12 protein-coding genes and 5 pseudogenes are annotated in these 11,363 nt (G+C 67.3%); 7 read left to right on the top strand and 10 right to left on the bottom strand.

Annotated features, from left to right (window positions below; all coding sequences use genetic code 11):
- Positions 1-79: pseudogene (locus ACFCY7_RS25035) on the top strand (IS5/IS1182 family transposase); the annotation flags it as partial.
- A gap of 623 nt (positions 80-702) precedes the next feature.
- Positions 703-1,092 (top strand): annotated as a pseudogene (locus tag ACFCY7_RS25030) (ATP-binding protein); the annotation flags it as partial.
- A 5-nt stretch (positions 1,093-1,097) separates the two neighbouring features.
- Here the strand turns inward: ACFCY7_RS25030 and ACFCY7_RS25025 are convergent.
- From ACFCY7_RS25025 to ACFCY7_RS25010, 4 genes are all read right to left on the bottom strand, one after another.
- Positions 1,098-1,532, bottom strand: coding sequence for a hypothetical protein (locus ACFCY7_RS25025; protein WP_376488276.1), 435 nt, complete (start codon positions 1,530-1,532; stop codon positions 1,098-1,100).
- On the bottom strand, positions 1,522-2,277 hold the full coding sequence (locus ACFCY7_RS25020; RefSeq protein WP_376488275.1) for a DDE-type integrase/transposase/recombinase: 756 nt from the start codon (positions 2,275-2,277) through the stop codon (positions 1,522-1,524). Before ACFCY7_RS25020 ends, ACFCY7_RS25025 begins: the two co-directional genes overlap by 11 nt.
- On the bottom strand, positions 2,274-2,390 hold the full coding sequence (locus ACFCY7_RS25015; protein WP_376488281.1) for a hypothetical protein: 117 nt from the start codon (positions 2,388-2,390) through the stop codon (positions 2,274-2,276). Before ACFCY7_RS25015 ends, ACFCY7_RS25020 begins: the two co-directional genes overlap by 4 nt.
- 286 nt (positions 2,391-2,676) lie before the next feature.
- A complete protein-coding gene (locus ACFCY7_RS25010; protein WP_376488274.1) occupies positions 2,677-3,048 on the bottom strand; it encodes a hypothetical protein in 372 nt (123 codons plus the stop codon).
- Positions 3,049-3,525: 477 nt separating this feature from the next.
- On the opposite strand from ACFCY7_RS25010, the gene ACFCY7_RS25005 reads away from it, so the two are divergent.
- Complete coding sequence (locus ACFCY7_RS25005) at positions 3,526-3,948, top strand: hypothetical protein (protein WP_376488273.1); 423 nt, start codon at positions 3,526-3,528, stop codon at positions 3,946-3,948.
- Between the two features lie 172 nt (positions 3,949-4,120).
- Here ACFCY7_RS25005 and ACFCY7_RS25000 read toward each other — a convergent pair whose 3' ends face one another.
- Positions 4,121-4,264, bottom strand: coding sequence for a hypothetical protein (locus ACFCY7_RS25000; RefSeq protein ID WP_376488272.1), 144 nt, complete (start codon positions 4,262-4,264; stop codon positions 4,121-4,123).
- Positions 4,265-4,481: 217 nt separating this feature from the next.
- Between ACFCY7_RS25000 and ACFCY7_RS24995 the strand changes: the two genes are divergently transcribed.
- Positions 4,482-5,120, top strand: a complete 639-nt coding sequence (locus ACFCY7_RS24995; RefSeq protein ID WP_376488271.1) for a hypothetical protein — start codon at positions 4,482-4,484, stop codon at positions 5,118-5,120.
- 9 nt (positions 5,121-5,129) lie between these two features.
- Here ACFCY7_RS24995 and ACFCY7_RS24990 read toward each other — a convergent pair whose 3' ends face one another.
- Positions 5,130-5,306, bottom strand: coding sequence for a hypothetical protein (locus tag ACFCY7_RS24990; RefSeq protein ID WP_376488270.1), 177 nt, complete (start codon positions 5,304-5,306; stop codon positions 5,130-5,132).
- A 334-nt stretch (positions 5,307-5,640) separates the two neighbouring features.
- On the opposite strand from ACFCY7_RS24990, the pseudogene ACFCY7_RS24985 reads away from it, so the two are divergent.
- A pseudogene (locus ACFCY7_RS24985) lies at positions 5,641-6,156 on the top strand (transposase family protein); the annotation flags it as partial.
- 8 nt (positions 6,157-6,164) lie between these two features.
- Here ACFCY7_RS24985 and ACFCY7_RS24980 read toward each other — a convergent pair.
- Positions 6,165-6,908: a transposase family protein gene (locus ACFCY7_RS24980; RefSeq protein WP_376488269.1), complete on the bottom strand. Its 744-nt coding sequence runs from the start codon at positions 6,906-6,908 to the stop codon at positions 6,165-6,167.
- Between the two features lie 120 nt (positions 6,909-7,028).
- Between ACFCY7_RS24980 and ACFCY7_RS24975 the strand changes: the two are divergent.
- Positions 7,029-7,435, top strand: a pseudogene (locus ACFCY7_RS24975) (transposase family protein); the annotation flags it as partial.
- A gap of 65 nt (positions 7,436-7,500) precedes the next feature.
- Here the strand turns inward: ACFCY7_RS24975 and ACFCY7_RS24970 are convergent.
- The 3 genes and pseudogenes from ACFCY7_RS24970 to ACFCY7_RS24960 form a co-directional block, all read right to left on the bottom strand.
- Positions 7,501-8,309, bottom strand: a protein-coding gene (locus ACFCY7_RS24970) for an IS5 family transposase (RefSeq protein ID WP_376488280.1) whose coding sequence is annotated in 2 segments (ribosomal slippage) — positions 7,501-7,970 and positions 7,970-8,309 — 810 coding nt in all. Because the reading frame shifts where the segments join, the coding sequence is not laid out codon by codon here.
- Between the two features lie 677 nt (positions 8,310-8,986).
- Positions 8,987-9,595 carry a hypothetical protein gene (locus tag ACFCY7_RS24965; protein WP_376488268.1) on the bottom strand — a complete coding sequence of 203 codons (609 nt, stop codon included), beginning with the start codon at positions 9,593-9,595 and terminating at the stop codon, positions 8,987-8,989.
- 753 nt (positions 9,596-10,348) lie between these two features.
- Positions 10,349-10,839 (bottom strand): annotated as a pseudogene (locus tag ACFCY7_RS24960) (IS5 family transposase); the annotation flags it as partial.
- 181 nt (positions 10,840-11,020) lie between these two features.
- Between ACFCY7_RS24960 and ACFCY7_RS24955 the strand changes: the two are divergent.
- Positions 11,021-11,326, top strand: coding sequence for a hypothetical protein (locus ACFCY7_RS24955; RefSeq protein ID WP_376488267.1), 306 nt, complete (start codon positions 11,021-11,023; stop codon positions 11,324-11,326).
- The last annotated feature ends 37 nt before the right edge of the window (positions 11,327-11,363 follow it).

The following is an 11,363-nucleotide window of genomic DNA, read 5'->3' as shown; positions in this document are numbered from 1 at the left end:
CCGGAAACTCCGCTGCAGCACCAACCGCATCACCGACATCGTGAAGGCTGTTCTTGTTCTTCACCACGCATCAGCGTGAAGTTGGAAACGGCTCATTGACCGCGTTCATGTCCATCACCCGGCCAGCGCCGTCGAGGTAGACCGCGGACACGTCGGAGCCAGATGGTGCGACACCCGGCACCGCAGTGTCTGCCGGCCCATCCCCGCCCCGGGTGACTGCAGCTGTCGTCGCAGCCGCAGCGCCCCCGATCATCAGAGAGGCAAGTGCAGCAATGACGGTGAGGCGAAGCGTGCCGGTGGGCATGAAGATCCCCCTCCATGTGTCTGCAGGACGCACCTGGCTGGATCATGTGATCGGCCGCATCCTGGACCAGTTTCCAACTATTAGCTCTGGGACGACCAGGTAAGGGAGGTAAATTACGCCTATGGGATGAATTAAGATGCCGCTCGGAGGTTAACTCGCCATCGATGTCCTTCGTCTGGGCAGTCGGCCATACGGGATCGGAGGCGGCCTCTCGCCTCCTGGTCCAGCACCAGCACCATGTCTATCCATCGCCTCGGGCCAGCGGCGACATCGCGGGGTGAGGGCGGCAACGGGACCAACACGACGGGCAACTCGCCAAGTTCAGCTGCGGGGACCCCGCAGGGGCCGACGGACCGAAGGACCGTTTCCCGGTGAACTTCATCCCCCACAAGGAGGACAGGGCTGGCTACTCGATCTACTTCACCAGCCTCGACGACATGGTCCGCAACCTCAAAGCCGCCGAGGCCGCTGGCCGTCTGACGAACAAGCTCGGCACCTACCTGCGGCCCGGCGTCCTCGTGGTCGACGAGGTCGGCTACCAGCCCCTCGAACGAGCGGAGGCGAACCTGGTCTTCCAGGTCATCTCCAAGCGCTATGAGAAGGGCTCGATCATCCTGACCTCGAACAAGACCTTCAGCGAATGGGGCCAGGTCTTCGGCGACGAGGTCCTCGCCACCGCCATCCTCGACCGGCTCCTCCGCCACTGCGAAGTGATCTCCATCAACGGCCCCAGCTACCGGCTGAAGAACCGCTTCAAGGCCATCGAGCGAAAGGCGGAAGTGGCATAGGAGTCTCACGAGCTGCTTGGCACGGTCTGCCTCTTCCCTCGACGGCCGGATCTCAACGCGAAATAGGACGTCACCGCCGTCGCAACGAGTGGCAGGAGCGGATACAGAACTGCCGTCCCCCACGACGTGAAGCTCTTGTCCACCACCTCAAGGGTTCCCCACGGCGTTCTGGCCGCGGGCACTACGTCCCCTCGCTTGCCGTCATAACGCACCGTCACAATGTTCATGCTCACGTCGCCCACAAGCCGACCCGAGCACTCGACGTGGCTTCCACTTCGACTGCTTTCGAGCCGGCACTGCGAAAGACGAACCCGGACTTCGCTCCCAGCTAGTCCCAGCCGCACGAGCCCGAGAGCCCCGGCCGACACCGTTATCCCCAGAAACAGCACAGCAAGCACGCTCCAGGCCACGGCCGCTACGCCCCACCCCTTAGTTGTCATGGAGCCAGCATGGCGCACCAGGATCAGAAACAACTGGGGACGTTCGTCCGTACGCAGCTGGGGAGAGAAGTCCGTACGCCGACACCAGCCACCGTTCGATCGGAGGTTGCCCCGTCTCCGAGTGCACCGTGCGGTGATAGACCGTCTCCACCCACGCGGTGAACAGCCTGTTCAGCTCGGTGAGATGCTCAATCTGACCGACACGTTCCTCATCGAGTTCGACGAGGAATTGGTCACGGACGGTGCGGAAGAACCGTTCGATCTTTCCACGGCCCTGAGGCCGTCCGGGCTTGGAGTGCGTGAGGCGAACGGCCAGGGACGCGCACGCCCGCAGCAGCCACGTGTCCACGAACGCCGACCCGTTGTCGACGTAGATCGATTCGGGGACCCCGCGGGCAGACAGTACCGGCCGCAGGGCGGCGGCCAGGCGGACGGTGTCCTCGGCGAACCCGAACCGGTGGCCCCCGATCGCCCGGCGGTGGTCGTCGATGAACGCGAACAAGTACGTCTTCCGTCCGCCGATCTTCGGTCCGTGGAGGGCGTCTCCGGTCCACAGCTCGTTGCCGCGGGTGGCCTCGAACCGGCCGGACACGCTCTTGTCGCCGCTGACGCCGGTCAGGCCGGCGTCAGCGAAGTGCCGCTGCAGCGTCCGGTCGGTCGGTCGGTCGGTCGGCGACCACCCTTGTGTGGTCCGCAGGATCCGCTGGATCTGGGCCGCGGTGCGGGCGGGGTTCTCCTTCTTCAACGCGGCCGCCAGGTCTCCAGCACCTCCACCGGAGTCCGCGGGGTGACCTGCCGCTGGGCCGGGACCAGCGCGGGGAAACCGCCCGCTCGGTAGTGGCGGACCCAGCGGTCCAGCGTTCCGCGGGCGACCTTGACTTGCCGGCCGAACGGGTCGGTGTGCTCTTTCGCGGGCGAGTTTCCCGCGCTGGCGTGTCGTGAGCTTCGTGTCGATCAGGTCCTGGATCAGGCCGTAGCGGAACAGACCCACCTGCCGGGCCCGCTCCGCCCGGCGACGGTCCTCGTCCTCACTCGGTGACATAGGCAACCCACCTCGCGTCTCGAACAGAGCCCGCCGCTTCGCCGGCGGACACGGTCAAGACTTCCGGCACCCTCCGATCCCGCCCAGGGCGGCCCGTGTTGATCAAATAGCGATAGAAGGCGAGGTCAGGACCTTGCCGCCTATCGCCCGGCCTGCGAACTCCCACCGCGACACCGTGAGCATCTGCGGCCACTTGGCCGAGGCGGCCCGATGGGCGGCCGTGACCGCCGAGACGGCATCAGCGAGCGTCGACGGCGTCGCATCCGGCATCACCGGGTCATCGGCCAGCGCGACCAGGGCGACCAGGGCGACCAGGGCGACCAGGGCGACGGTGAAGTACCGCCGGATGTCCTCGGCCCGTCCGGCGAACGCCCGCAACCAGCCACGGACAGTGCCCTCGGCCAGGCCCAGGACAGCAGCGACCCTGTGGTGTCCCATGCCCAGCGCGGCTATCTCCAGCCCGGCCCCGATCACCTCGGCCGCATCCGTTCACCGTGGCCAAAACGCCTCCGCAAGCAGCAGGTGCGTGACACCGCAGCCCGAGCACCGTGTACGGCGTGGCCGCAGAGACAACCGGGCCCCAGATCGCCTCAGATCTCCCGGGGCCGCCCGTGACCCCACGGCGCGAGCACGGCCCCGCACGACGGACATGTAAGCCGGCCTGCCCGCAGCTGCCGTTCCACCAACAGGACGTCCGAGTCCACGATCAGCACCGACACCTCCGCCTGACCTGCAACAACCAGCCGGAACCTCTCCAAACAGGCCAACGGTCATGCTCGACTCGCCCGATCACCTGCGTGCCCGGCTTGGCTTGGTGTGCTCCCACGGACCAGGTCGGGACCTAATCCATTTCGCCCGGATGGTGTGAGCTAAGACAATGGAGGAGCTGGAAGTAGCGACTCTCCGAGATCGAAGCAGGTTGCTGAGCCGATGACTGAAACGCCATCCCCCATGCAGATGGTCACCTTTGCGGCCTGGCGGGATGGCGCGCTGCACTCGGGCAGCCCGGCCGATCGGCGCTACGTCACCCTGGCTGAGCTTCTGGTCCGACTGGGGAGTTACGGCCTCGGGCTGAGATGGAAAGCTCAGATGTTCGACGATCAGCCACACCCGGCGTTCGCTCAGATGATGAAGGCTTCAGCGGGCACCGGAATCCCCACCCTCGAGTTGCTGACCATGGACGCGCCCTACCTGCAGGCGGTCGACGGAGACTTCGAGGGCTACGCGGGAGGCGAACTCATGCTGATCCTTAGAGAGTTCGACAGTTCCAGTTGGGATGTCCGCACAGCCGACGCGTGGGTGCTGAGTGAGATCCAACGGCACTACCCGGACGCCAGGCCCATGACTTCAGATGAATGGGACGGCACGAACTAATCCTGAGGATGGAACGACGTAGCCGGTGGCCCCGTCCGCCGGCTGTCCATGAGCTCTTCATGCTCACGGTGTCGTCGCACACGAAGCAACCTTCAGAACCCAGACACCGCTACACCCTGTGCACAACAAGAGTGTCGCCGTCACTCCACTTCATCACCACGCAGAGTGTCGTCTAACAGTGGACAGGGCCGGACGGGACGTTGCCGTACCGGCAGGGCAGACACGCGCAGGCGTGGGCGTGGACGGTGAAGTTGTCGGCGGACACGGCGAGTTGGTACAACTGCGGCACGGGGTCCTCCGGGGTGTTTCGTGGCAACGAAAAACTCTCCAGAGGCCCCCTCCGCATGCCTACCGAGCTCCAGAAACCCACACTCGAACCACCGTGCCCGTCATCACCAGGCTCTGACGTCACCACCATGTCCCGGTGCGGTAAGGGAACTGGGCTCGGGGCACCCGCCCGCCCAGTCGGCCACTAGCGTACGGCCATTGGGCCCAGCAGCCCAGCCGACCGCCACACCCCGGGAGACTCCGCCATGCCCATCCTTGGTCCCCGCACCCTCCTCGCCACGATCGCCCTCGCAACCACGCTGACGCTGACCGCCTGCGACCCCGCAGCCGAAGCCGAAGCCCCTCCCGCCGCCTCCGCCCCTGTCTCCGCCCCTGTCTCCGCGCCCGCAAGGTCCGCCTCGCCCGCCGGTTCGGGCAAGCACACGCTGGCCGAGGCCGCCACCGCCGGCGGGCTCACCAAGGCCACCGGCGCCAGCGCGGTCTCCGACGTCCCGGTCGACCCGGGCGAGATGCGTGACGGCATGAACCTGGTGGTCGCCGACTACAACCGTGCCGGGCAGACCTCCGGCCGCCGCATCCTTTTCGTCGGCGTCGACAGCGTTCCCGAGGACCCGAACAAGCGTCGCGAGCACCTTTGGCGCGGCCTGATCGACTACGCGCTGCAGAACGGCTCCACCGGCACCCCCACCACCGCCACGCCGTACCAGCCCGGCCCGTTCGGCGGATCCCTCGAGTGCCTCAGCCTGCCCGAGTCCGCCAACGCCACCGACGTCATCTGCGGCTGGTCCGACACCACCACCGCCGCCGTCGCACTCTTCCCCCGCACCACCCCGGCCGAAGCCGCCCGCCTCTTCGCCGCCATGCGCGCCGACCTCGAACACTGACCGCCCCGTCTACCGCACCCCCATTGCCGGGGCGTCGCGCACGCAGCGGCGCCGCCGGGTGATCCACGCCAGGGTGCCTTCCACGATCCAGCGTTTGGGAATGACCTTGAAGCCCTGGCCCTTGCGGCGGCCGGGGTGGTCGGGGATCTCCAGGTCGAGGCCGAGGGTCCGGCGGCTCCAGGGCACGAGTTCGCCGTCGTAACCGTGGTCCGCCCAGACCTTGGTGACCTGCGGCCTTGATCGACTGAGCGTCGATGATCGCGGCCGTCGGCTGCTCGGAGCGTCCCGCGCGGCGGCGGACCTCCTTCACCAGCGCGGCGTGGATCGCGGCGAACACGTCCTGGCGAACCCAGCGGCGGAAGAAGTCGAAGACCTTGCGCGGCGGCGGGCACGGCCTGACGAGCCCCAGAAACCCACACTCGAACCACCGTGCCCATCATCACCAGGCTCTAACGAGTTGGTGCGTGATTGCGGGTGAGCGTCCGTGCTGGTGGGTGGCATGATCCGGGCTGTGACGATCATGGCCAGTCGGACGGTTCTCGCGCATCGGTTGTTCACGGGTATCTCCCGTCAGCATCTCGCTTGTCTGGTCGCGGAGTTGGCCGGCCCGTGGCAGACCGGTGTCGAGGGCCGCCGCCACAAGGCACGTGGTGGGGCCAGGAGGCGGGCTGCGGGTGCTGGCGCCAGGCATCGGCTGGTATTCGTGGACCGGCTGGTTGCCACGTTGATCCACCTGCGGCACGATCTGCCGCACTCGGTCCTCGCCCTGCTGTTCGGTGTCGACCGCTCTACTGTCACCCGGGCCGTCGGTGAGATACGGGCGCTTCTGGCCGAGCGGGGATGCGCGGTTCCCGACCGTCCTGGCCTGCGGCTTCGGACTCTGACGGATGTGTTCGCCTATGCCCAGGCCGAAGGCATCGAGCTGCGGCTGGACGCCACCGAGGTCCAGGTCCGCCGCCCCTTGGCCGTCCGCGGCGGACGCCGCGCGTTCGTCTCGGGCAAGAAGAAGCAGAACACGATGAAGGCCACTGTCATTGAGCGTTTTCAGCGTTGCCTCTCCAGGGTGAGGACGGCTCTGGCGATGACGCTCATGCGGTTGGGGCTGATGCGGGATCTGCGGAAGATCTGCCAGGACTTCAGTCGCGCCATGGCTCGTTCGACGGGTGCCCGGGCCGCGGACAGGGCCCGGTTTTGGGTCCGCTCGGTGGGTGTGAGTTCACCGCCCGGTGGGCGGCGCTTGGCGGTGGTGACCCAGTCGCCGGCACCGATGTAGGCCATGTCGGCGAGGATCGGGACTCCCTGGCGTTCGCAGATCCGGAGGATCTTGTGGGTGCGGGCGGCTGTCAGGTCGTGGGTCCGGCCCGGCAGTGCCGGCGACAGCATCTCGCCGGCCGAGTCTGTGACGACCTGCACGTTCACCCCGTGCCTCTTGTGTTTCGAAGAGTAGTCGGCCTTGCCGTCGCCGACGCGGTCGCACTCTGCGAGCGTGCCGTCCAGGAGGACGAAGTCCGGATCGTCTGTGCGCAGTGTCTTCAGCAGGCCCGGCGCCTGGTCGGCGAGCAGGCCGGTGACCGCGGTGACGTACGTGTGGGCGGTGCCGACGGATATCCCGAAGGCTGCGGCGAGACGGGCGAGGGTGTCGTGGCGGCGCAGGTACACGAGTGCGACCAGCGCACGGCGGTGCGGCGGCAGTTTGCACCGCCGGTCACCCTCACGGGTGACGATGAGCATCGTGACCCACTCGACCAGGGCGTGTGGCAGGTCGAGTGCGGCAGGATACGGAACCACCAGGGCTCCTGAGCTGTCGAGTTGAGACGTCGAACACCTCCCTCAACGGCACGGGAGCCCTGTCCGTTGCGCACCCCGGCCTCACGCCGCCCCGTCACCCGATCAGGGGCCACGCTGAAAACGCTCATTGCCGATGCCCGGGGCCGCACGCTCTGGAGCGATGCCCTGCGGCCAGGGCGGATGCATGACGCGACCGCCGCACGCAACGAAGGCATCGGTGTCTGTTTCCAGCACTTCCCGGACGTGGAAGTACTTTTGGACGACGGCTACCTCGGGCTCCGGCGCGACCATCCTGGCCAGGCGATCACACCGCCCAGAAAACCGAACAAGATCGCTTTGCCGCACGTGCACGCCGCCAGAGAAGAGGCCCGGCACCGACACTCATCGAAACGCATCACCGTCGAACACGCCCTCGCCGACACAAACGCTGGAAGCAGCTGACCCGCTGGACTCACCGGCGAGATGCCCTGCCCGACACCTACCGGGCCATCGCCGGCCTCGTCTCCGACCGCAACACCACCGTTTGACAAAACCACCAGCTCAGGACCGTGCATCTCCAACGCAATCACGCACCAACTCGTAACCGATCGTTTCAGAATGAGGTTCGGAGTCGTCGCAAGCAGATGATGCTGCAGGCGAGTTGGAGTAGTCCGAGGTGGAGGTCGGCGCGTATCTCGTAGCGAATCCGCAATCGCTTGAACTGGTGGAGCCAGGCGAAGGTCCGCTCAACGACCCACCTGGTCTTTCCCAGACCAGAACCATGCGGGACGCCTCGATGAGCGATCTTCAGGGTGATGCCACGGGCCCGGAGGATGCGCCGGTGCTTGTCGAAGTCGTAGCCGCGGTCGGCGAACAGCCGGCCCGGCCGATGCCGCGGCCGCCCGCGGACCCCTCGGGTGCGGGGTATCGCGTCCAGCAGTGGCGTCAGCTGGGTGACGTCGTGCCTGTTTCCGCCGGTCAGGGTGACGGCGAAGGGTGTTCCGTGCCGGTCGACGATCAGGTGGTGCTTGCTGCCCGGCCGTGCGCGGTCGACCGGCGAAGGTCCGGTGTGAGCCCCCCTTTGAGGGCTCTGACGTGCGAGCCGTCGATCGCGGCGTCGTCCATGTCCAGCAGACCTGCCCTGCGGAGTTCTGCGAGGAGGATGGCGTACAGGCGGGGCCAGACGCCGGCCTCGGTCCAGTCCCGCAGCCGCCGCCAGCACGTCACCCCGCTGCAGCCGATCGTTTCGGTCGGCACGCCTGCCCAGGTCACGCCCGTGCGCAGGACGTAGACGATCCCGCGCAAAGCCGCACGGTCGTCCGCCGGCAGCCGGCCCGGATACCGCCGACGCCGCGGCGGACGAGGCGGGAGCAACGGGGCGACACGATCCCACAGGTGATCAGGCACAAGATCATCTGACACCCGCACCACTCTGCCGCCATCAGGACCGATCGCCAAGACCTCACGCCGGACTCATTCTGAAACGACCACTTGGGCGACGATGTCCTCCGGCGCCAACCGCTCACTCATGCGTGGGGGCTTCGCCCGACGCGACCTGCAACCGCTCAAGGGCAACGTCGAATGCCCTTTGCTGTCTCCGGACGGCACCCGCATCGCCTACAAGGAGATGCTTCCCGACCACATCTGGCGCCTCACCATGCTGCGCCTCGCGGACTTGAGCGAGACCCCACTCGCCGAGACGCGCAGCGTCGACGACCAGGCCGCATGGCTGGACGACACCACCCCCGCGTACGGGCTGCCCCACGCACGGGGAAGCGGTGCCGACACCTGGGCCGTGCCGCCGGCGGCACCGGAAGCCCGTGCCTGCTGGCCCGCGACGCCGAGTCGCCCAGCCGGCGGGGCGGATAGGGAGGGCTCTCACGCCCGTACGTCGGCATCGGGTCGCGCCGCCGACGCGGATGCCTCGGGCGAGTCGCCGTACCGGCGGGAACGGCCGCGGCCGTTCCCGCTCGGCATGACTCGGATCGCCCGCCCGTGCCCTCGGAACGAGGCGGGGACGGACGATTCACATGACCGGTCGACGATGCTTATCGATCGACGTCAACCATTCATGCCGGCGTGGGAATTCGGTGCTTTCATCAGTGCCAGCCGGTGCACCAGACGAGGCTCGTGGTGTAGCTGTACAGGCATCCGCGGGAGACGTACGGAGGGCCGTCGTATATCGAGTCCCCCCATCCGCTGTTGTTGAGGACAAGACCCAGCTGGCCTTGCCACGAGGCCCCGCCGTTTGACGAGCGGTCCATGTAGGTTTTGTAGGTCTGCGACGAGTCGTAGAGCCATCCCTGCTGGGTGATGTATTCGTGGTGGTCGGACCCGAGGGACGTCGCGATGTTGATCGTGCCGAAGTTCGGGACGGAGTTACAGTTCGACCAGTACGCTCCGATGACGCAGCCGGAGGCAAGCTGGGCGGTGTTGCCGTTCGCCGCCTGCGCCGAACGATTTCTCTTGCTCTCCAGCAGTCCCTTGACCTGCTTCGAACTGAGCAGCGCCTGGTCTTGCCCGCCGATGATCAACGGGTTGTCCGCGCTGCCCAGCGGCGCGTTCGGGTTGTAGGTACGACTCCCGGGTGCGCCGAGGCCGGCCTGGTCACGCATGTCGTCGTGGGCCGCCTGTGCGGGGCTGACGGCGAGGCCTGCGACCACAGCGCTGGCGGCCAGGGCGGCACCGAGGGTGGAACGTAAGGACATCAACTGCTCCTCAACTCCTTCATGGGTGGGAATCCTGAAATGGAATTTCGCCATCCGAATCCAGGTCCTGATGGATTGCAGCTCTCGTGATCCGAGCGACTGGATCTTGTCAGGGGCGCCTCAATGGTGCAAGAAGATTCAGATCGCCGGGGTCGCGATCTCGCCAACGCCGCCATACGGCGCGTCGCCCCGATCCGCTACGTCCGGAAAGCCCGGCGGGCCGGGCTGGAGTGAGGGGCGGACGGGTCAGGGAAGGCAGCACAAGGCCGTGCGGGGCAATGCGCAAGCCATGGATCCTCCGCGTCGCCGGAAGGGCGGCGGCCTGCCGTCCTGCACCCCGTAGCGAAATGACCTCTGGGTGCTCATGCGTCGCCGACTGCCCCACTGGCACCACACTTGACCAGCTCATTCATGTCGCCGACGGCGGTGGGCACGCAAAGAACGCTTCCCGTCCGCCAAGGCGAGCGCGGTCTGGGATGCCACCGGGTCCGGTGGTGTCCCGGCCGGCATCGCCACATGACCTCGACCATGGCCGCCATGCTTGCCTCACGCTTCTGCGGGCCTGCCGGCTGTGCGCCGGGAAAGCAAAAGCGGACTCTTCGGTCCCGCCCCCTGATCCTGGCCGAACTCCGATGCCTGATCGAATCCCGTATTGGTCCATACAAACAACGAGGCCGGACCCCTTCTTGCGCATAACTAATCATCTCAGAATGAGGTTCGGAGTCGTCGCAAGCAGATGATGCTGCAGGCGAGTTAGAGTAGTCCGAGGTGGAGGTCGGCTCGTATCTCGTAGCGGATCCGGAGGCGTTTGAACTGGTGGAGCCAGGCGAAGGTGCGCTCGACGACCCATCTGGTCTTGCCCAGACCGGATCCGTGGGCGGTGCCTTTGCGGGCGATCTTCGGTGTAATGCCGCGAGCCCGGAGCAGGCGTCGGTACTTGTCGTAGTCGTAGCCGCGGTCGGCGAACAGCCGCCGCGGCCGGTGACGGGGCCGGCCGACCAGGCTGCGGATGCGGGGGATGGTGTCCAGCAGGGGTATGAGCTGGGTGACGTCGTGCCTGTTTCCGCCGGTCAGGGTGACGGCGAGGGGTGTGCCGTGCCGGTCGACGATCAGGTGGTGCTTGCTGCCCAGCCGTGCGCGGTCGACCGGCGAAGGTCCGGTGTGAGCCCCCCTTTGAGGGCTCTGACGTGCGAGCCGTCGATCGCGGCATCGTCCATGTCCAGCAGACCTGCCCTGCGGAGTTCTGTACGCGCCGCCCACCGACGACACCAACACCCCCGTCCACCTGTACTACCACGGCAACGGCGGGTAACCCCGGCCAGGCTCGCCCCGCAGGCCAGGCTTGATTGTCAGTCCCGGCTCGTACCGTCGTGAGCAAGAGGACCGGGATCCGCCCCCAGCCCGCAGGACGAGCGGGAGCAGGCCATGGGTGAGATCACCGTCAGTGCGCAGCACCTGGACCACCTCCTGCATGACCCCACGAGCGCGTACGGCGCCCCGTACCAGCGGGCCTACGCCGACCTCGCCTCCACCCACCGCGGCCGGCCCGTTGCCGAGATCGTCCCGCTGCTGCGCGCGGCCGCCGATGCCGCGCTCCTCGGCTTTACCGGCGCGGACCTGGCCGAGCAGGCGGAGGCGATCAGCAGCCGCGCACGGTACGAGCTGCGGGTGCGGGTGCGGGTGCGGGTGCGGGTGCGGGTGCGGGTGCGGGTGCGGGTCACCAACTCCTGACCCAGCCTCGGGAAACGACCGTACGCCGCTGGTCACC

Origin of the sequence: Streptomyces sp. NPDC056361, assembly GCF_042262805.1 — a bacterium.
GTDB lineage: Bacteria > Actinomycetota > Actinomycetes > Streptomycetales > Streptomycetaceae > Streptomyces.
The sequence above is the reverse complement of the archived record's forward strand: the minus strand, read 5'-3'. Positions and strand labels throughout refer to the sequence as shown.